Below are 19,740 nucleotides of genomic sequence, written 5' to 3'. Positions count from 1 at the left end.
TGCCGCATTTAGGACATGATAGAAGTCATTGTTGATAGACTATTTGCCCATCCAATACGGTCAGGGAGACTTGTGTCTGCAGGATTTCAGCCTCCGGGATTTCCATGATATTCCGGTCAAAAATGACAAAATCGGCTACTTTTCCTACTTCCAGGCTACCTTTCATGCTTTCTTCGAAGGCTCCATATGCAGCGTCCAGGGTATAACTTCTCAATGCCTGTTCCCGGCTCATCTTTTGATCCGCTTCGTAGCCTTCTTCGGGGCTTCCTTCCAGGGTTTTGCGGGTCACGCTGGCATAGAAGTTAGCCAGGGGGTTGATGGGTTCTACGGGCACGTCCGTACCGTTGATGATGGGAACCCCGGACTGGAGCAGGGCTTGCCACATGTAAGCCCCTTCCTTGATCCGCTGCGCTCCCAGCCGCTCAATGGCCCAGGGCCTGTCTGAGGAAAGGTGAATGGCCTGCATGGCCGGAAGCACGCCCAATTCGGCAAAGCGGGGAATATCCTCCGGATGCAGGTGCTGGGCATGTTCAATGCGAAAGCGGTGCTCGTTGCGTTTTTCGGGAAACTCCTCCAGGGCAGCCTGGTACCTGTCTAGTACTTCTTTATTGGCCCGGTCTCCAATGGCATGGGTGCAGAGTTGAAACCCTTTTTCCAGGGCCATTTTAGAAACTTCATAGACGTATTCCATGGGAAGGGTTTCGTGACCGAAATGACCAGGTCTGTCGCTGTATTCCTCCAGTAACCAGGCTCCGCGGGAACCCAGGGCCCCGTCACAACTCAACTTTATCGAACGGAAGGTAAGCAGGCTGTCTATTTCAGGTCCTCTATTCAGCCATTCTTCCAGGAACTCCCGGTTTCCTCCTGCGATCATGGCGTACATCCGGAGTTTCATTTTCCCATCGCGTTTCATTTGTTGGTATAAGTCTACCGTTTTTGAACCGATTCCCGCATCGTGAAATCCCGTGATGCCATTCCGATGGCAAGCAGCCATCGCCAGTTCGAATGCCTGTCGGTCCTTTTCCGGGCTATTGGCAGGAATGTGGCGGGTAATCAAACCCATGGCCGTTTCGTTGAAAATACCGGTGGGGTTTCCGTTCTCATCCCGGATTATTTCCCCTCCTTCCTGGTGGTTGGGATCCCTTAGCTGTTCTTTCCCCAGGGGATTTAAGCCTGCAATTTCCATGGCCCGGGCATTGGCAAAACCGGCATGGCCGCTGGCATGGTACAAAAAGACCGGGTTATCCGGAGATACCTCGCTAATGGCCAGGTGTAAGGGGAAGCCATTTATTTGTTTTCCCGGCGATTCAGTCCATTTGCTCTGGTGCCAGCCACGACCGGTAATCCACTCGCCCGCCGGTGTCCGGTCGGCGGCCTCCTTTACCATAGCGACGATTTCCTGAAAGCTTTTGGTGGCGGATAAATCCAGGTTCAGTTCGTTGTAGCCCAGGCCCATAAAATGCCCGTGCCCTTCAATCCAACCCGGGGTCAAGGTTTTTCCTTCCAGGTCAATCACTTCCGTTTCAGAACCTATAAAGGGTTTTACCCCTGCCTGATCTCCTACATAAATGATTTTATTTCCTTCTATAGCCATGGCCTCGGCGGTGGGTAGGTCTTCGTTTACCGTGTAAAGGAAGCCGCCGGTAAATACCCGGGTGGCCTTTTCCGGGGATTCGGAACAAGCGCCCAGCAAAAGGATGGCCGGTAATACAAGGAATGCATAAAGTTTGGTTGTCATAAGTGGATCAATAATATTGGTTGATGATGGTTAAAAGGGTAATCAAAAGCCATACTCCCTTTCTACTTTGCAAATCCGTATTTTATAGTTTTGGTACCATTTTTCCTTACCGAGCTGTTGGGCGAGTAGGTGTCGGGTTTCGTTTTTCCAGGCAGCAATGGCCTCCAGACTTTCCCAGTAACTGACCGTTATTCCCAGGGCCTCTCTTTCGGATTCATGCCCGAGGTAGCCGGGTTGGTTTTTAACCAATACCTCCATTTCACGGGCCATTTGTGCATAATCTTCCCCGGCTTCCGCACTTCTAATGCTGGTAAATATCACGGCATAGTAAGGAGTGGTGGGGGTGTCACTGATCATGGGTAGTTGAGGTTGTATAGAAAACATCGGAAACTTTACGTTAAATATATTAAGAATTACTTTATGAGACAGGGCCGGCATCCAATTTAGAATCAATTTGGAGTAAGACCCTGTCGTTACATAGAAAGCAATTGATGCCCTGATGAAACCTTTGTGCTGTCCGAAAAGGTGTTGAATTTGTTCGTTTTTGAACAGTTCTGAGCTTTGTTTCGAAGCGTACCCCGGAAATTTCATCGATTGGGGGTATTTTGGTAATTGGCATCAGATTGGATTTATTTTCTGAGAGAAACAAAAAAATGTTACAACATCACCAAATGAAAACAATACAAGGTAAACAGGAAAAGAAAATCTGGAATTTTAGTTTTCCTTCCAAGAAAAAATTAAATGGCAGCGGATTGCTGGTACTTGGCATGCTGTTTTTTACCTCCTGCCTGGATCCGCAATTGGAAACCGTGGCTGATATCGAGGAAAGTTTTGCGGGCATCAGTTCTATTGAAGTGGATGCCGGCTTTCTCCCTGCCGAGTACCTCGGATCTCCTGATTTGGATAAGGTATCCCTGGATGCCTTACTTCGATCCAATGTGGATGGGGGAAAGACAATTGCCTACAGGGTGGTAGGTGAAAAACTCATCGTCAGCCTGGATCAAAATGGCCTGAGAATGGGCCGGTCCGAGGGACACATCAGGCTTACGGGTCCGACCCACATGTCCTTGCAGATGCATGCCGGTTCCGGTACGATCCATGCCGAAAATGTGGTGGGAGATAGAATTGATTTGGAAGTGAATTCCGGCCGGGTCAGTGCCAAAAATCTTGATGCTTTGGAAGTGTACCTTACAGCAAGCTCAGGTGAGGTTGTAGGTGAAAACATTGAAGGAAACACGATAGCATCCGTTTCATCCGGGAAACTGAGCCTGGAACAAATAGAGGGCGACCTGGATGCAGAAACATCCAGCGGAAATATGGCATTCAGGGCTATCAACGGTTTATTGAATGTGAAGTTGAGTTCCGGAAAAATCGCCATGGATCAGGTACAGGCTTTGGGAAGGGTAAGCCTAAGTTCCGGGCAAGTAACAGGTAGCAACGTTGGATTAAGCGAACATACTTCCGTTAAAGCCTCCTCTGGAAGTATTTCCATACAGTCCAACAGTAATTTGGCTGCTTTCAATTATGAAATCCATACCGGAAGTGGAAGGGCAAAAGTAGGAGAGAGTGAATCATCCGGAACCCTGATAATCAGGAATGGTTCTCCGCACACCATTAAAGGAGAAGTAAGTTCAGGTAGCATTACCATAGTCAATTGATCCGTTCTATCCTGAGTTTTAGCTGAACGGATACATTTCGTAGCTGCTGATTCATCCAAATCGCCAAACAACCGTGCGTTGAAGCCAACAGCAGACCACTTTTGGTTTGCTGTTGGCTGTATTGGATAAATAAGTACGCATTTGAAAATTTTGGTTGTCTCCAAACAACATTGGTTTTACAGGTAAAATTTTGGTTGCTGGCTATTTTTTGAGGCAAAAGTTCAGGTTTTGTAGTCCAATTTTAAAACTCTGGAGGTAAAAATTATTCAGTATTGGTTATTTTATTGTCAGATACTGGATTTTTTCCTATTATTGAAGGCAATTACAAGAGGTCCGGAATCAGCCACTTTTCCATAGTGGGTATCATTTTTTGGCTTCTAACCAGAAACGTTTAACCACCAACCATGAAAAAATTACAATTATCATTGCTGGCCCTGTTGTTTTGGGCTTGCCAGGCTCCAGTCCATACCGAATCAAATGACCTGGAGCAACGTGCAGACCGGGTGACCATCATCCGGGATGATTATGGCATTCCCCATATTTATGCTGCCACGGATGCGGATGCTGTGTTTGGAATGCTGTACGCGCAGTGTGAAGATGACTTCAGAAGGGTAGAAAGGAACTATATCTGGGCCACCGGCCGCCTGGCCGAACTGGAAGGAGAAGAGGCCCTGTACAGCGACCTTCGGGCCAGGTTATACATGACCGAAGCGGAGGCCAAAGCAGCTTACGAAGGAGCTCCGGAATGGCTCCAAGACCTGTGCGATGCCTTTGCCGATGGGGTCAATTATTACCTGGAAACCCACCCTGAAGTAGTGCCGCAGGTTTTGACCAGATATGAACCCTGGTTTCCCATGTTTTTTAGCGAGGGATCCATTGGGGGTGACATTGAGCGGATCTCTACCCAACGGATACAGGCTTTTTATGAAAATCAAATGGCACTGGCTTATTCCGAATATGGTGATGGACTGTTGCATCCTGATCCCTATGAAGAGCCTAAGGGTTCCAATGGCATCGCCATTGCACCGGAACTGAGCGAATCGGGTAATGCCCTGTTGCTGATCAATCCTCATACCTCTTTTTATTTTCGCCCTGAAATCCATGTGGCCAGCGAAGAGGGCTTGAATGCCTATGGAGCCGTTACCTGGGGACAATTTTTCGTTTACCAGGGTTTTAATGAGAAGACCGGGTGGATGCATACCTCTACACGCCTGGATTTTATGGATGAGTTTCTGGAAGAAGTACGGGAAACCGAAAATGGTTATGAGTATGCTTATGGAGATGAATGGCGGGCAGTGGAAGAAATTCCGGTTACGCTTTCATACAGTTCCCCGGAAGGATTGCAGGAAAAAAACTTCACCATGTACCGTACGCATCACGGTCCGGTCACCCACCAGTTGGAGGACAAATGGGTGGCCACCAAAATCAACTGGGATCCTGTCAATGCCCTGATCCAAAGCTTTACCCGTACCAAACTGGATAACTACGAGGCATTTGTAGAAATGATGGATATGAGGACCAATTCTTCCAACAATACCGTTTTTGCAGATGCTGAAGGCAATATTGCCTATTTTCACGGCAACTTTATTCCCAAAAGGGACACCTCCTTTGATTTTTCAAGGCCGGTGGACGGCAGCGATCCGGCAACCGACTGGCAGGGTTTGCATACGGTAGCAGAGAGCATTGTCATTCACAACCCCCAAACCGGATGGATACAAAATTGCAATTCCACTCCTTTTACTGCGGCAGGCCCTTACAGTCCCAAACAGAAGGATTATCCCTATTACATGGCTCCCGATGCTGAGAATTTTCGCGGCATTCATGCGGTAGACCTGCTTTCCCAGGCAAGTACAATTTCCCTGGACGATTTGATTGCACTCGGATACGATCCCTACCTGCCGGCCTTTGAATACCTTATTCCGGAGCTGCTGGCGGCATTTGAGGCGAATGGGGCATCCTACCGTGATTTAGCCGCTCCCAAAGAAGTTTTAAAACAATGGGACTACAAGACCGGTGAAGGTTCCGTGGCCATGTCCCTGGCTCATTTTTATGGCATGTGGTTTAACAGGCAGATTGGAAGTCCTTATCAGTTGATACCTTTTAACCAAAAGGAAGGGAACGAATTGGATTATGAAGCGGAGGATGTATTGGAGGCATTTAACGCAGCGGTGGAGCAGTTGGAAGCTGATTTTGGCTCCTGGGAAATGCCCTGGGGAGAGATCAACCGCTTTCAACGATTGAGTGGGGATATAGATTTGGCCTATGATGATTCCAAAGAAAGCCTCCCCATTGGATTGGCCTCGGGTCGCTGGGGTGCCCTGGCTTCTTTTGGTGCCAGTGCCCGGGAAAACACCAAAAAGCTCTACGGCTCTTCCGGAAACAGCTTTGTGGCAGCAGTGGAATTTGGAGAAAAGGTGAGGGCGAAAAGCCTGCTGGCCGGAGGGCAAAACAGTGATCCGGAATCCCCTCATTTTGACGATCAGGCGCAAATGTATGCAGATGGCAGCTTCAAGGAGGTCGCCTACTACCGGGAAGATGTAGAAAAGAGGGCTGAAGAGACCTACCATCCCGGGAAGAGGTAAAGGTACCCTGGAATACATGATAAAATTCAGGAAAATTTGCAGCCGGTTGAAGTGGATTTTTCCACTGATTTTAAGAGGTTTAGTCTTCGGTATTCTCAATAAGAAATAGAGGCTATCCCGGATTTACTATAGGTGTATGCCTTCTATAATGCCGCTGCTTCGGACAAGTCCCTGGGAATCATGCTGACCTTTGCTGCCATCGGGACACCACTGGTAATTGGGTACACGACCTTTGTGTACCTCACCTTTCGGGGCAAAGTGAAGATCGATGAAATGAGTTACTGACGGAAATAGTCTTTATTTCAGGAGGATTTGACGGTCCGCTTATGGAATTTTAATCGGATTCCCGTATATTTCCTATGGAACCTTCAAACCCAAAAAACCATGAAAATTACTTCACTTATACGCCTCATCAGTTTTTCCTCTTTTTTCTCTCTTATTCTTATCCCTGTATTTGGGCAAAACCTGGACATTAAAGACCAGGCACTGCTGGATTTGGTAGCCGAGGATGCGGAAATAGAAAAATTGGCAGATGGATTTCGGTTTACCGAGGGTCCTGTCTGGAACAAGGAGGAGGGCTATTTGATCTTTAGCGATATTCCCGCCAATACCATCTATCAATGGAAGCCTGGAGGGCAGGTAAGCGTTTTTAGGGAACCCAGCAACAATTCCAATGGCCTGACCTACGATGCAGCAGGGAACTTGCTGATGGCCGAACACGGGGGTAGAAAGATCGGCAGCCTAAGTCCGGACGGACAGTACGATGCCGTGGTAACAGCATACAAAGGCACCCGGCTTAACAGTCCGAATGACCTGATTGTACACAGCAATGGAGCCATTTACTTTACCGACCCCCCTTATGGACTGCCAGCGGATGCCAGCGATACCCTGGGGTTTTTTGGCGTGTACCGCTTTCACAAAGGAAAAACAACCCTGATTGCCGAGGATTTGTACCGACCAAACGGCCTGGCCTTATCTCCTGATGAGCGTACGCTCTATGTTGCCAATTCAGATCAACCCAAGAAGTACATGCAGTATCCCTTGAGCAAGGGGGGAAAGGCCGGGAAGGGGAAACTCTTCTTTAATGCTTCCATATTGTCGGGAGACGGGAATCCTGATGGAATCAAAGTCGACGAGCAGGGAAACCTTTTTGCTACCGGGCCAGGAGGCGTGCTGGTATTGGCTCCAAATGGCCGCCTGTTAGGCACGATCCGCTTCCCTGAAACCCCCTCCAATCTGGCCTTTGGAGGACCGGAGGGTAAAACGCTTTTTGTGACCGCAAGGACGGGTCTGTATGCCGTGGAATTAAAAGTAGCCGGAAACGAGTAAACCATGATAGAGAATAGACGGAAATTTATCAAGCGTTCTGCACTGGGCGCAGTAGTCGGCATGACCGGTCTGCCTGCGGGCGCTTCTGGAAAAAATGCGCAGGAGCCGGACAGGCAGGAGGAGGCCCTGGACCGAATTTTAGCCGAACCGGTGTTGCGCCTGGATGAGCTGAAGGATCCGGTCTGGATTGAGACGGTAGAATTGCTGCGCAAGGGAGATAACTTTATCTGTCGCGTTCGCTCCAAAGAGGGTGCCGAAGGGCTATCCGTAAGCAATAACATGCAGATGAAGCACCTGTATCCGATATTTGTCAACCGGATTCAGCCGTTTTTTATCGGCAAGGATGCCCGGGAATGGGAAAAGCTTTTGGAGGAGGTGTACGTGTACCAGAGTAATTACAAATTGCAAAACCTGGCCTTCTGGGTGCCCCTGGCCACGCTGGAGTTTGCCATTTTGGACTTGCTGGGCAAATTGGCCCATAAAAGCATGGGGTCCTTGCTGGCAGAAACCATTTACCATCCGGAAATCGCTGTCTACCAGGCCAATAATTACCGGGGCAAATCGGCGGAGGAATCCATAGATCTGATTGAAAAGCATGTCCGGGAAACCGATGCACGGGCCCTGAAATTCAAGGTGGGTGGCCGGATGAGTCACAATGCCGATTATCCTCCCGGTAGGACCGAAGCACTAATTCCACTGGTGCGGGAGCGTTTTGGTTCGGAGATGACGATCTATGCCGATTCCAACGGTTCCTATACCCCGGAGGAGGCCATACGCATCGGAAAAATCATGGAGGAATATGCCTATGATTTTTACGAAGAGCCGGTACCTTTTGACTGGTACGAAGAGACCCTGGAAGTCACCAAAGCTGTATCGATTCCGGTAGCCGGTGGGGAGCAGGAACCCAGCATGCATGGCTTTCGCTGGCTGATCAAAGAGGATGCCCTGGACATCGTGCAGCCCGATATTTTCTATTTTGGGGGAATGGTACGTTCCATGAAGGTGGCCAAAATGGCGGCTCTGAAAGGAATGCCCTGCACGCCCCATATTTCCGGTTCGGGCCTGGGCTACCTGTACATGATGCATTTTGTATCGGCCGTTGCCAATGCCGGACCCTTTCATGAATTCAAGGGGTTTAACAATGAAATTCCCCTGGATAGCCCTACCTCCAGCCTTAGCAGTAAAGGCGGCAAGGTAACGGTGCCTACGGGGCCGGGGCTGGGCGTTACGCTGGACCCGGATTTTGTGGCGGAACATCGGGTGGTAACCGGGTAAATCGATAGGTCTTCAGGGAAACAAGTAGTGTTAGATTCCCTTTTCGGTAGCCTCTGGTTAATAAAATGAAACCTAACCATACAAATAAGCCAATACATATTGAATGGCAATTTGACAGCAAAGCCGGGGCATCAAGCCGAGCTGGCTGAGATTTTACTGGAAGCGTCCCAATTGGTGGCTACCGCTAAAGGGTCCCGATTGTATGTGATCGGAAGGCATCCGGCGGATAGCCATTCCGTATACATCACCGAAATCTGGGACAGCAAAGAGGACCACGACCAATCCCTGAAAGTGGAAGGGGTGTGCGAACTCATCATGACGACAATGCCCCTATTGGAGGGGCAGCCGGAGAAAGGCCAAGAGCTGGCATGGGAAAAACCGGTTTGTTTTTTTGCTTCAATCTCCGAAATGTTTAATTTGTCGAACAAAACCAGGGAATGCATTGGGTTACATAGTCTATGTACACGCAACTCTCCTTCCAAGGCATAGCTTTATACTGATGTTACAGGGAAGTTGAAGAAGAACCAAGTAGTATGGAAATCAGTTTTATGATGTAATTTCATATATTTATTAAAATTTAGACTATGACACATGCAGAACGCCATATCATTGAAACTTATTCTGAGCTTTTTGAAAGTTTAAGTTCAGTAAGCAAATTAGAGCTGCTAGAACGGCTTGCGAAATCTATAAGGAAAGGGAGAAAGTCTAAAGAAAAGGATTTTTTTAGTTCCTTCGGAGGATTTGCTTCAGAAAAGCCAGCCGAAGAAATTATAAAAGATATTAGGGAAAGCAGGAAATTCAGATCAAAAGACTTGAAAATTTGATATATGCAATATTTGCTTGACACAAGTATATGTGTATTTTGTTTGAGAGGTAAAGTCCATCTCGATGAAATCATCAAGGAAAAAGGTCTTGAGAATTGTTTCATCTCTGAAATAACAGTTTTGAACTGAAATACGGAGCAGAAAATAGCGATGATCCCAAAAAATCTCACATAGCGGTTGATAAATTTGTTAAGGGACTAACCATCATTCCAATTTTTGGGATAGTTGACCAGTATGCAAATATCAAAGTCTTGCTTCGAAAAAAAGGAACACCTATGTATGATGAATTTGACTTGATAATTGGTGTTACTGCACAAGCAAATGAAATTATTTTAGTAACCGACAACATTAAAGACTTCCGGCATATCGAAAACCTAAAACTAGAAAACTGGGCGGAAAGAAAATAACCTCCCTGTAATTAGAGGTATTGTGGGGAATGGTTTTCCCCTTTCCCATTAGATTTTTTGACCGGAATTTTTCTTTTTGCTTGTGTTATCTGATTGGTATCCTCTAGGCTACTTCACGACTACTCTCACCCGATCCAGATTAGGAATACGGGTGAAGGGCGTTTTCGTATCTCCATTTCGTTGTGAGATGGCTTTAAGTGTAATAAAATAGGTTCCCGGTTCCGAAAAGGAATGGGTTCGGGTAAGGGTCATTTTATGCTGATCCGTATCCCTCAGGTTTTCCTTCGCCAAAAAATCACCCGATCCATCCATATCCCAGGATACATCCACCAGGCTTCCCTGATTTTCGGGTACTTCTATCTGAGCGGACAAGGTGACGTTTTCACCTACGGATACCGCTGCCCGCTGGCTTCCATTTACGTTGAGGTGGATTACGGGTTGAATACCCATTCTTTCATTGGCTTCATCAGGAACGATTACCTGGCCATCTATAATTTTATAATTGGTAGCCGCAGCAGGTGCGATTCCCTTTTCGACCCAATTGCTCAGGTCCAGCAGGGCCTGCTGTAATACTCCCAGGTAGCTGACAATATGGGTAGGATCACCGGGCACCGCAAGGTCACCGTGATTGGCATGATCGGTAAACCACAATCTAAAATTATCTTCAAAGGCATCCCCCAGGGATTCTTTTGCCTGCTTACGATACCAGTCTGATTGCCAGGGATAGGCCTCCGTATCCCACAGCGAACCCAGTAAAATCATTTTTCCTCTAAAATCCCCATTGGGTAGGGAACCCACGGTGGATTTTGTAAATAGAGGTCCCATCAGCATGGGACGCTGGGGGTAAACGGGGTTTCCGTTTTCATCTCTGAACTGATCCCATACCTCATACTCGGGGCCCGGTACCTGATGACGATGATAGGTTTGGGCGGCCAGATAATCGCTGTTGTCGACCTGAACCTCGTTACCTACCTGGAGGGAGGCGGCAATTTTAGGATCTATTGCATCTACTACTACCAGGTCATTGTCAATGGATTTGAGTGCCAAAGCTTTCCCTTTTGTTTCACCCGATAGGATTTTGAGTTCCCCTCCTAAGAATTGCACCTCTGGCAGCCTCGAATCCAATTGAAAGGCTACAGGGATGGTATCCGTCTTTCGGTCCAGATTTTGCCAGGCGGCATCGGCCGTTCCACGGGCCCTGCCGGGGCCATTTCCGATAGTCAATCCCAACTCATACGCTTCCCTTTTGGTGATAATTTTTTTTATCCGGGCTTGCTGTTGCAGGCGATCCTTCTCAATCGTTTCGTAGTTGTCCTTTCCCAGGTAACCGGGTACCGTCCAGAAATCAGTGAAATAAGGCGCATCGGCCATTTTTATTCCTTTAAATATAGCCGGAAAAGCATGTATACCCATTTTATCATAGTTGAACCATGCCTGTTTGGGAAAGCCCATCTTCGTAACTTCCATAAGGGCCGCTTTCTCCAACGGGTTTAGCCCGGCGTACATATCGCCACCCCCTGCTTCAACGGCATCCGCAATCTGTGGTAACATATCCTGTAATACCCGCATCGCATGCATGCGTACCGTAAATACATTGGGTATGGCCATGGGCGATCCGGCCACGTACGGCACGGCTCCGTCCCAGGTATCGGTGTTTTCAAAACCACCTATGGTCCGATAGGCTCCGCCACTACCGCCAAATGCATAACCGAATGGCCTCTGATCAGCAGGGTAAATTTGCCTGGCCACTGTTCTGGAAAACGCTGCACTGGCGGCATTCGCTTTATAGGGATTATAAAGACGATCGGCTCCGATTCCAGGGTTTCCGCCACCATTGGTCTCTATAAAGTAAGCACCGTTTTGGATAGAAAAACTGATTTTGTCTTCTTCTCCTGTAGCACCCTGAGACAGGTTTTCGTTGTCGGGTATTGGGGTAATGTACTGAAAGAAGCGACGCTCATAGTTTTCCTCTTGCGGAAAGTAAAAAGAAAACCGGGTGTCAGTACCTTTAAATCCACCATGCACATATCGATGCTTTAGTGGGGTGTCCCGCCACTCGTCTATGTCTACATAAGGTTGCGCGAATAGGGAATCGGTAGGCGTAAATCCCCATTCGTCATTTAACAAAGTGGTCTGCGCAAATCCTGATTCGCAACATGCGACAAGGATGGCACTCAACAGGATGAATTCTATTTTTCTCATGGTGCTTTTTGGGTTTCCCTTTTTAATCATTTTTCGAAAGGCGGTCTTTCATTTTTTTGGCAATAAAACGCATCGTCCAATCCGGATTGACTCGGTACATATAATCCATTATGCCATTTCCGCCTCCCGTAACCAGCCATAATTTATCATGGATCTTCATGCCTTATTTATCGCCAAAGGTCAAAAACAGGATGCTATGGGAGGGCATCACCAATTCTCCGGCCTGCACATTCTTGCCCTGGATTTCAGGTAAGGTATCATCGGATTTGAGTTGAAGTATCTCCCCGTTCAGTTTCACTTCCTTGGAAAGGACATCATCTGCAGTAAGCAAATATTGCACGGCATCGGCAGGGATTTGAAAGGAGGTTTCTGCGTCTTTTGGATTTACCAACAATACGGCATAGCCATTGGAAGCATTTTTCAAATTGTGCACAAATAGGTCTGGTCCATCCATAGGAGCTTTTGCATCGTATACCTGATTTCCCATGAATTTACTCCACAGCAAGGCGGCCCAATAATTAGGTCGTGGGTTGTGGGTGTCCTGTTCGAGCAAGGCGTACTCACTGGCCGCCAGTGTATTGTGCATGACCACCCGTACGCCTTTTCTGGCCAGTCTCCCCAGCTGTTCCAGGTAGCGGAAGCTATCTACATAGGTAGCTGCCCAGGGATTTCCCCCGCAGGCCGCTTCAGCGGTTTCAGTCAACCATAGGGGAGCATTGGGCAGGTATTGGTCTCGGGCCTCTTCATAGTAGGACAATCCTTCCTCGGTCTTTGAAAGCCATTCCTCGCTCAATGCATTTTCCGGGGTAAGTTGCCCCATGCATCGTTGGGAGACTCCTCCGTAGTAATGGTAGCTAAAAATCTCAAATTCCGGTGCCGGACTGGCCGTAAGAATTTTGTCGGTGGTTAGGGTAGAGTCAATTCCCGGGATGATTCCCCCTTCACCGGTCGATCCGGGCCCCATGATCTTCATCTCCGGAGCAGCCTGGGATACGAATGCTTCAAAAGCCGCAAAATCTTCTGCGTATTGCGCCGCGTCATACCCTTCGGGTGCGCCGCCATGGCTGGCATGGGAGGGTTCATTGAACATCTCCGCAGCATGGATTGCTCCACCTATGGAATGGGTATAGTCCAAAAGCGGAGCTGCCTGTGCAGACGTCCAGTTCCCGTTTGCATCCCGTATGCCTTCACTGTTGGCAAAAGAGGTGACCAATTTGGCATCCATGGCCTTGCAAAAATCGATGACCCCTTTCCATTCAGCCCTCGTCAATACATTTTCATATCCTTCGGGTGCCTGGTTCATTTTCGGCGCATCGTTGTCCTGAAAATACGTCGTATTGGCCCAAGTGCCACTAACGCGAATGTACATGGGGCCTAGTGCCTTTGAAAGGGTACGTAGTTTTTCATCGTATAGGTTGATAGAGGGGATGCTCTGCTTGAGTCCGGCAAAACCAAGGGCCTGAACCTTGGCCGTATCAATTTCACTGTAGGGCACCCAAAAATCGCCACCGACCACTTCGCACATCTCTACATTGACAGATTGGTAGCGTTCATCCACTTCAGCAACCTGTTCCATTTCGGAAAAGTCAAAAAGGGCAGAAGTTTCTGCTGTCTCCTTTTCGCTGGCGCAGGAAAGAGTTAGTCCGGCCAGTAGTATTGCCAGGTATTTAGGTGTCCATTTCATAAAAATGCATTTGATTAGGAACCAAAAGTATCAAAATTTTTTATTGTATAAAAAAATATACAATATATTTTATATTTTTTTATTAATATTGCTTGTTGGTAAGAGGGCGCGCTTGGGTCATTCAAGCTTACCTACAGCTATTAAATTAATGGTACCATTTACTTTTAATCTTATGGACGTATTGAGCGATAAAAACTATATGCCACAGGTAGCGATCGATTGCGTGATCTTTGGTTATGAGAACCGCCAATTGAAGGTTTTGCTTTCCAAACTGGCTTTCAAGGGCAACTTTTATGCGCTTCACAGCGGCTTTATTAAGCAGGAAGAGGATCTTGATGAGGCCGCCAAGCGAATTTTGGAAGACCGAACTGGCTTTCAAGATATTTACCTGCAGCAGTTCAAAGTTTTTGGCAAGGCTGACAACAAACGGAAGCAGTTTTTGGATTCCCTGATAAAATCGAATTATTCCGAAGACCAAAAATTTATCACGAAAACGAAAAATGCCAATGCGTATGCCTGGTTTACAAAACGTTTTATTTCCATTGGTTACTATGCCTTGGTGGATATGAAACGAGTCAGTCCCAAATTGACCCAGTTTGACGTGTCCATAGATTGGTATCCCATTCAAGATGTACCCGAAATGATCATGCACTACAACGAGGTGTTTACCGATGCATTGGAAGCACTCCGGGCAGACATCGATCATAAATTCAATGCCTTCAATTTACTTCCAGAGAAGTTTACCATGAAAGAAGTGCAACAGATTTATGAGACGATATTTGAAAAGGAATTTACCCGCAGCAACTTTCAAAAGAAAATTTTGGATATGGATGTACTAGAGCGTTTGGAAAAAAAGTTAACCGGAGCAAAGAACAAAGCTCCTTATCTTTATAGACTGAAATAACGGAACCGTCATTTTTGGCAGGAGAATCCCTTCTTTTCTTACCCCCAAAGAGAATAAAAAGAGCGGTTAAGGGATGAGAACTTTGGATTTCTGAACAGGACCGCTGAGGTTTTTAAAACCTCGGTGGTCTTTCGTTTAACTCTTCAAAAACTTTTACCCAGGCTGATTCCCACATTGAATGGAAAAAAACGGATGGGTTTTTCAGCAAATTCAAAACCTTCAAATTTAAGCATAGGGGTGTAACCAGCCCTGAAAAAAAATCCACCTTCCGGTTTTTGATACCTGTAGCCAATCCTCATGCTTACAGATTTATCCCAAAAAACTTCCTCCCGAAGATTTGTAGGAGTAAATTCAGGATCAAACATATATGTTCGATCCTGACGCAATAGAAAACCAGTCCCTAATTCCAAATGGTGCCGCGAATTTCCCCAGAAAACCGTGAATTCAGCAGGGAAAACAGGTGATAAGAAGCTTGGATAAAAAGGTTCAAAGCCTTTACGGGGAACCAATGAAAAACCCACACTACCGGATAATTTCATCTTGTCTTTTTGATGAAATATTCGTCCATAGTGGGCTGCATATAATCCTGAATTTCCTAACAACTCCACAAAAACCATGTTTTTTGCGGTAAAAATTTCAGCGGCTTCCTGTGCTGATGCACGATTATGAAAACAAAGCATAAGGACAAGGACCGGGAGAAGTAAGTGTTTGTTGGATACTAGCATCATTAGTAATCAATAAGGTATGTCCAAAGATACTCCGAACGAACAGAAAACCAAAAATTTTAGTTATACCCCCCATGGTCATGACCGATTACCAGGTTTATGGAGTTTCAATACCATCCATTTAAATTCTTTGGCAAAAGACCTTCTTTCACTTTTTGCTCCAAATTTTAGCCATTTGGGCTTAATGCAGGTCCAATCAAATAGGGCAGCTCAATTTTAACGGCCGGTCCACCCGTTCCCTCCGAAATCATTGAAAAAAATCGTTTTTCACAACCTCCGGCCTTACCTTTACGTCAAATACCTGCACTGTTTTTATAAACATCTATATTCACTATGAAAAAAATATTAATTCCCATTGGTATCATCGTCCTGATTGGGATCTTTGTTTACAGCAAAGCCGTAGGCGTGTACAATACCTTTGTACAAACCGAAGAAACCATCAACGGTTCATGGGCCGAAGTAGAAACCCAATACCAACGCAGGGCAGACCTGATTCCGAATTTGGTCAATACGGTGAAAGGCTATGCGGACTTCGAACAGGAAACGCTGACCGGCGTGATTGAAGCGCGTGCGAAAGCCACTTCTATCACCTTGCAGGCGGATGACCTTACGCCTGAAAATATCGAAAGATTCCAGGAAGCACAGGACCAACTGAGCGGATCGCTTAGCAGGCTGCTGGTGGCCGTCGAGCGTTATCCTGACCTGAAAGCCAACCAAAACTTTCTCGAACTGCAAGCACAGCTGGAAGGTACGGAAAACAGAATTGCAGTAGCCAGAAGAAACTTCAACCAGTCCGTTCAGGGTTATAATGCCAACCTCAGAACCTTCCCCAACAATGTATTTGCCGGTTGGTATGGGTTCGAGACGAAGGGTTATTTTGAAGCTGCAGCTGGTTCTGAAAATGCACCCACAGTAGAATTTTAAATCCAAATCTCATGGCCGAAAAATTGTTCAGCACAGCAGACCGGGCCATTATCACCGATGCCATCCGGAATGCCGAAAAAGAAACATCCGGTGAAATCCAGGTTCACATCGAAAACCATTGCAAAGGAGAGGTACTTGACCGGGCAGCTGTAGTATTTGAGAAACTCAAGATGCATCGGACCAAGCACCGCAATGCGGTGCTTTTCTACCTGGCGGTGGAGGATCATCAATTTGCCATTCTGGGAGATGCCGGCATCAACCAGGTGGTTCCTGAAAACTTCTGGGAAAATATCAAGGAAGAAATGGTGATCCATTTCAAAAGAAGGGAATTCACCGAAGGCCTTAGAAAAGGTATAGAAATGTCCGGGCAGCAACTTCGACAACATTTTCCTTATGACCAGAAGGGGGGCATCAATGAGCTGCCCAATGAAATTTCCTTTGAATAAAACATCATGATCAAAAGACAGCTATTCACCCTTTTATTTTTAGCATCCCTTTCATTTTCCGGCTGGGGGCAGGGCGATTTTCCGGAAAAACCCAACCCACCCCGGCTGGTAAATGATTTCTCCGAGACCCTTTCCCAGCAGGAGGTCAGGCAGCTGGAAAACAAACTGTTGGCTTACAATGACAGCACCTCTTCCCAGGTCAGCATTGTTTTGATCAACTCCGTCGGGCCTTATGCCATCAGCGATTATGCCTTTCAACTGGGAGACCAGTGGGGAATCGGAAGGAAGGACAAGGACAATGGCATTCTGATCCTTGCAGCGATGGAAGACCGTGAGGTGTTTATTGCGACGGGATACGGCATGGAAGGCGCAGTTCCTGATGCATTGGCCAAGCGGATCGTCGAACAGCTTATTGTGCCCAATTTCCGTTCCGGCGATTATTTTGCCGGTCTGGATCAGGCTACGGACATGATCTTTAAGCTGGCTTCCGGGGAGTATGAAGCGGCAGAGCAGCTACCACCATCGGGTCGGCCTGCAGGCGCACTGCCGTTTATATTGATTTTTATTTTCGGCTTTGTGATTTTGACCCTGATCAAAAACAGAAGGGACAACAACAACCATATGGGCGGAAAACGTGGGGGTGTGGATTTTTTCACCACCATGATGCTTGCCAGTATGCTGGGAGGCAATAGAGGAAAATATGGCGATTTCTCCTCCGGCAGGGGAGGCTTTGGCGGCAGTGGAGGAGGAGGTTTCGGCGGCTTTGGTGGTGGCAGCTTTGGAGGCGGTGGCGCAGGTGGCAGCTGGTAAGCTAGCGTTAGCCAACCAGGGTATTTTTATTAGGAGGAAAAGCAAACGCAGGCCCATTTTTCTACCTGGTCAGGGAATGGGACCCTGCGTCAAAGAAAGTTTTGCTTCAGGACTGGGAAGTCTGGACCATTATTTGAATGTGTGTTACCAAAATATGAAACTTAACTAACAACATCATGAATCCAAAAAAAATCTGGGCAAATCTGGCCGTGGCAGACGTTGAAAGGACAAAGGAATTCTACCTAAATCTAGGTTTTAAGTTAAATGGACATCCTTCCAAAGAATTGGCAAGCTTTTTTTTTGGTGAAGGTGATTTTATCATTCACTTTTTTGAAAAGAAACGCTTGAAATTGAGCCTTGAAGGAGAAGTAGCTGATTTAAGTCAGGGAAATGAGGTCATGTTTTCCCTATCTGTTGAAAGTAAAGCGGAATTCGATCAATGGATAGCGGAAATCAAAAAATCAGGAGGGAAGGTCTACTTCGATTCCAACAATGACAGAAAAAAATTCTATGATGAAAATGGGTTTTACGTTTGTGTTTTTGCTGATCCGGATGGCCACAAGTTCAACCTGCTATATAATGCTAACACTTAAAATCAAAAAAAGTCAGTTGTCAGTAACTAAGTGCAAGAAAATCTACCTAATAGTTCTGTAAAGCGCTCAGCCTCTGTACCAAATTTTTATCTGATTTCCGGGAAGTTTTTAATAATGGGCAAGGCCAGTGTATTTAAATAAAGGAATGGTAAAGGACTGTTTTTTTCGTCTTCCATAAATTAATTGCTGGTAAATTCTTAAATTTCGAATAGCTACCCTGAATTTGTCTCATGCAACTATCATAATTCGGTAATTTATTTCGATTGGGAAAGGTTTTGTTTACAAAACAATAGCTTTTGCCAACAGAAGTAAAACTTTCTATGAAATCATTGGGCTAAGGTATCATTGGTAGAAATCAGTTGAAAATAAACTTGCAAAATATGTTACTCCGAAAAAAAATTATTCCCCTCTGCTTGTCCCTGATGGCCGTATTTGGCTTTATTTCTGAATCTGAAAGTTGTACCCGGGTGGTGTACAAGGGCCCTAATAATACGGTGCTCACGGGCAGGACCATGGATTTTTCCTTAGAAATTCCTGCCAATCAATGGATTTTTCCGAGGGGAATGAAGCGCAATGGGGAGGTGGGAAAAAATTCCATCGAGTGGGTGTCCAAATACGGGAGCCTGGCGGTAAGTTCCTGGGATATTTCCACCACCGATGGGATGAATGAAAAAGGTCTGGTAGCCAATATGCTTTGGCTCGTGGAATCCACCTATCCTTCCTTCGATAAGGAGGGAGATAAGAATGGACTGGCCATTTCTCTCTGGGCCCAATACGTGCTGGATAACTACGCCAGTGTGGCCGAGGCCGTCAAAGAAATGGAGCGTGCGGATTTTGCTATTGTCTCGGATTTTATTCCAGGGACGGATAAGTTTACCACGGTACACCTGTCCATCTCCGATGCGACCGGTGACAGTGCCATTTTTGAATACATTGGCGGAAAACTGGTGATCCACCACGATGCCTCCTTTCAGGTCATGACCAATGATCCGCCCTACGAGCAGCAGCTCGCCATTGGCAAGTACTGGGAAAACATCCCTGGCAAGACTTTTCTGCCCGGATCGGTCACCTCCTCCGACCGTTTTGTGCGGGCATCTTTTTTTCTCAACTCCATTCCGCAGACGGACAACACCCGGGTGGCCGTGGCCAGCGTGTTCAGTGTTATCCGTAACGTATCCGTTCCCTATGGATTTGAAATCGAAGGTTACCCCAATTTATCCACCACCCGCTGGCGAATGGTGGCCGACCAGAAAAACCTGGTGTACTATTTTGAAACGGCGTTGACGCCCAATGCCTTTTGGGTGGATTTGAAGAAAATCGATTTTAGCGAAAAAGCAGCGGTTCGAAAACTGGATTTGGCCAATCACCGCACCTATTCCGGGGAAACCTCCGGTGATTTTAAGAAATCCGCACCTTTCCGGTTTATTGGCTTGTAAGGAGGTGTTTATCACGGTTAGCTGCATCGTTACGATTTAGCTAAAAAAACCTGTTTTCGAGAATCAAAATATAGACCTCTGAAATGGGTTTTTAAAAAAGGGATATCTTTCCTTGGTAGGATTTAGCTTTTTTGGTGTATTACCCTAGGGGTACAATTGATTGTGCGGCTATTTCAGGCAGGTGCCTCCTTTGCGCTGCCGGC

At 46.7% G+C, this 19,740-nt stretch carries 19 protein-coding genes; 14 read left to right on the top strand and 5 right to left on the bottom strand.

What is annotated here, in order from left to right; genetic code table 11:
- Positions 1-25 precede the first annotated feature (25 nt).
- Both GL182_RS06650 and GL182_RS06645 read right to left on the bottom strand, forming a co-directional pair.
- Positions 26-1,738 (bottom strand): amidohydrolase, encoded by a 1,713-nt coding sequence (locus GL182_RS06650; RefSeq protein WP_163378862.1) that lies wholly within the window; start codon positions 1,736-1,738, stop codon positions 26-28.
- A gap of 42 nt (positions 1,739-1,780) precedes the next feature.
- Positions 1,781-2,095 (bottom strand): antibiotic biosynthesis monooxygenase family protein, encoded by a 315-nt coding sequence (locus GL182_RS06645; RefSeq protein ID WP_163379141.1) that lies wholly within the window; start codon positions 2,093-2,095, stop codon positions 1,781-1,783.
- 314 nt (positions 2,096-2,409) lie between these two features.
- Between GL182_RS06645 and GL182_RS06640 the strand changes: the two genes are divergently transcribed.
- The 8 genes from GL182_RS06640 to GL182_RS24380 all read left to right on the top strand — a co-directional run bounded on the left by GL182_RS06640 (position 2,410) and on the right by GL182_RS24380 (position 9,813).
- On the top strand, positions 2,410-3,396 hold the full coding sequence (locus tag GL182_RS06640; protein WP_163378861.1) for a DUF4097 family beta strand repeat-containing protein: 987 nt from the start codon (positions 2,410-2,412) through the stop codon (positions 3,394-3,396).
- 404 nt (positions 3,397-3,800) lie between these two features.
- Complete coding sequence (locus tag GL182_RS06635) at positions 3,801-5,978, top strand: penicillin acylase family protein (protein ID WP_163378860.1); 2,178 nt, start codon at positions 3,801-3,803, stop codon at positions 5,976-5,978.
- Between the two features lie 132 nt (positions 5,979-6,110).
- Positions 6,111-6,263 (top strand): hypothetical protein, encoded by a 153-nt coding sequence (locus GL182_RS06630; RefSeq protein ID WP_240469709.1) that lies wholly within the window; start codon positions 6,111-6,113, stop codon positions 6,261-6,263.
- Positions 6,264-6,362: 99 nt separating this feature from the next.
- Positions 6,363-7,307 carry an SMP-30/gluconolactonase/LRE family protein gene (locus GL182_RS06625; RefSeq protein WP_163378859.1) on the top strand — a complete coding sequence of 315 codons (945 nt, stop codon included), beginning with the start codon at positions 6,363-6,365 and terminating at the stop codon, positions 7,305-7,307.
- A gap of 3 nt (positions 7,308-7,310) precedes the next feature.
- Positions 7,311-8,582, top strand: coding sequence for a mandelate racemase/muconate lactonizing enzyme family protein (locus GL182_RS06620; protein ID WP_163378858.1), 1,272 nt, complete (start codon positions 7,311-7,313; stop codon positions 8,580-8,582).
- 99 nt (positions 8,583-8,681) lie between these two features.
- Positions 8,682-9,071, top strand: a complete 390-nt coding sequence (locus GL182_RS06615) for a putative quinol monooxygenase (RefSeq protein ID WP_240469707.1) — start codon at positions 8,682-8,684, stop codon at positions 9,069-9,071.
- Between the two features lie 95 nt (positions 9,072-9,166).
- Positions 9,167-9,406, top strand: a complete 240-nt coding sequence (locus tag GL182_RS06610) for a hypothetical protein (protein ID WP_103926648.1) — start codon at positions 9,167-9,169, stop codon at positions 9,404-9,406.
- 275 nt (positions 9,407-9,681) lie between these two features.
- Positions 9,682-9,813 carry a hypothetical protein gene (locus GL182_RS24380; RefSeq protein ID WP_262889323.1) on the top strand — a complete coding sequence of 44 codons (132 nt, stop codon included), beginning with the start codon at positions 9,682-9,684 and terminating at the stop codon, positions 9,811-9,813.
- 108 nt (positions 9,814-9,921) lie between these two features.
- Here the strand turns inward: GL182_RS24380 and GL182_RS06600 are convergent, their stop codons facing one another.
- Positions 9,922-12,015 (bottom strand): PKD domain-containing protein, encoded by a 2,094-nt coding sequence (locus GL182_RS06600; RefSeq protein WP_163378857.1) that lies wholly within the window; start codon positions 12,013-12,015, stop codon positions 9,922-9,924.
- A gap of 163 nt (positions 12,016-12,178) precedes the next feature.
- Positions 12,179-13,699, bottom strand: a complete 1,521-nt coding sequence (locus GL182_RS06595; protein WP_163378856.1) for a hypothetical protein — start codon at positions 13,697-13,699, stop codon at positions 12,179-12,181.
- Positions 13,700-13,871: 172 nt separating this feature from the next.
- Between GL182_RS06595 and GL182_RS06590 the strand changes: the two genes are divergently transcribed.
- Positions 13,872-14,603 (top strand): NUDIX hydrolase, encoded by a 732-nt coding sequence (locus GL182_RS06590; protein WP_163378855.1) that lies wholly within the window; start codon positions 13,872-13,874, stop codon positions 14,601-14,603.
- Positions 14,604-14,746: 143 nt separating this feature from the next.
- Here GL182_RS06590 and GL182_RS06585 read toward each other — a convergent pair whose 3' ends face one another.
- Entirely contained in the window at positions 14,747-15,211 is a 465-nt protein-coding gene (locus GL182_RS06585) for a hypothetical protein (protein ID WP_163378854.1), read from the bottom strand.
- 450 nt (positions 15,212-15,661) lie between these two features.
- Between GL182_RS06585 and GL182_RS06580 the strand changes: the two genes are divergently transcribed.
- From GL182_RS06580 to GL182_RS06560, 5 genes are all read left to right on the top strand, one after another.
- Positions 15,662-16,252 carry a LemA family protein gene (locus GL182_RS06580; protein ID WP_163378853.1) on the top strand — a complete coding sequence of 197 codons (591 nt, stop codon included), beginning with the start codon at positions 15,662-15,664 and terminating at the stop codon, positions 16,250-16,252.
- Positions 16,253-16,263: 11 nt separating this feature from the next.
- A complete protein-coding gene (locus GL182_RS06575; RefSeq protein WP_163378852.1) occupies positions 16,264-16,698 on the top strand; it encodes a TPM domain-containing protein in 435 nt (144 codons plus the stop codon).
- 6 nt (positions 16,699-16,704) lie between these two features.
- Positions 16,705-17,508 carry a TPM domain-containing protein gene (locus GL182_RS06570; RefSeq protein WP_163378851.1) on the top strand — a complete coding sequence of 268 codons (804 nt, stop codon included), beginning with the start codon at positions 16,705-16,707 and terminating at the stop codon, positions 17,506-17,508.
- Positions 17,509-17,684: 176 nt separating this feature from the next.
- A complete protein-coding gene (locus GL182_RS06565; RefSeq protein ID WP_163378850.1) occupies positions 17,685-18,101 on the top strand; it encodes a VOC family protein in 417 nt (138 codons plus the stop codon).
- A gap of 380 nt (positions 18,102-18,481) precedes the next feature.
- Positions 18,482-19,537 (top strand): linear amide C-N hydrolase, encoded by a 1,056-nt coding sequence (locus GL182_RS06560; RefSeq protein ID WP_163378849.1) that lies wholly within the window; start codon positions 18,482-18,484, stop codon positions 19,535-19,537.
- The last annotated feature ends 203 nt before the right edge of the window (positions 19,538-19,740 follow it).

Source organism: Cyclobacterium sp. SYSU L10401 (genome assembly GCF_010993705.1).
GTDB lineage: Bacteria > Bacteroidota > Bacteroidia > Cytophagales > Cyclobacteriaceae > Cyclobacterium.
This window is presented reverse-complemented; position numbering and strand designations above follow the sequence as displayed.

Coding starts and splice junctions, on each gene's coding strand:
- GL182_RS06640 (WP_163378861.1), top strand. CDS start 2,410: ATGAAAACAATACAAGGTAAACAGGAAAAGAAAATCTGGAATTTTAGT.
- GL182_RS06590 (WP_163378855.1), top strand. CDS start 13,872: ATGGACGTATTGAGCGATAAAAACTATATGCCACAGGTAGCGATCGAT.
- GL182_RS06565 (WP_163378850.1), top strand. CDS start 17,685: ATGAATCCAAAAAAAATCTGGGCAAATCTGGCCGTGGCAGACGTTGAA.
- GL182_RS06560 (WP_163378849.1), top strand. CDS start 18,482: ATGTTACTCCGAAAAAAAATTATTCCCCTCTGCTTGTCCCTGATGGCC.
- GL182_RS06570 (WP_163378851.1), top strand. CDS start 16,705: ATGATCAAAAGACAGCTATTCACCCTTTTATTTTTAGCATCCCTTTCA.
- GL182_RS06625 (WP_163378859.1), top strand. CDS start 6,363: ATGAAAATTACTTCACTTATACGCCTCATCAGTTTTTCCTCTTTTTTC.
- GL182_RS06580 (WP_163378853.1), top strand. CDS start 15,662: ATGAAAAAAATATTAATTCCCATTGGTATCATCGTCCTGATTGGGATC.
- GL182_RS06635 (WP_163378860.1), top strand. CDS start 3,801: ATGAAAAAATTACAATTATCATTGCTGGCCCTGTTGTTTTGGGCTTGC.
- GL182_RS06600 (WP_163378857.1), bottom strand. CDS start 12,015: ATGAGAAAAATAGAATTCATCCTGTTGAGTGCCATCCTTGTCGCATGT.
- GL182_RS06645 (WP_163379141.1), bottom strand. CDS start 2,095: ATGATCAGTGACACCCCCACCACTCCTTACTATGCCGTGATATTTACC.
- GL182_RS06575 (WP_163378852.1), top strand. CDS start 16,264: ATGGCCGAAAAATTGTTCAGCACAGCAGACCGGGCCATTATCACCGAT.
- GL182_RS24380 (WP_262889323.1), top strand. CDS start 9,682: ATGTATGATGAATTTGACTTGATAATTGGTGTTACTGCACAAGCAAAT.
- GL182_RS06595 (WP_163378856.1), bottom strand. CDS start 13,699: ATGAAATGGACACCTAAATACCTGGCAATACTACTGGCCGGACTAACT.
- GL182_RS06620 (WP_163378858.1), top strand. CDS start 7,311: ATGATAGAGAATAGACGGAAATTTATCAAGCGTTCTGCACTGGGCGCA.
- GL182_RS06610 (WP_103926648.1), top strand. CDS start 9,167: ATGACACATGCAGAACGCCATATCATTGAAACTTATTCTGAGCTTTTT.
- GL182_RS06650 (WP_163378862.1), bottom strand. CDS start 1,738: ATGACAACCAAACTTTATGCATTCCTTGTATTACCGGCCATCCTTTTG.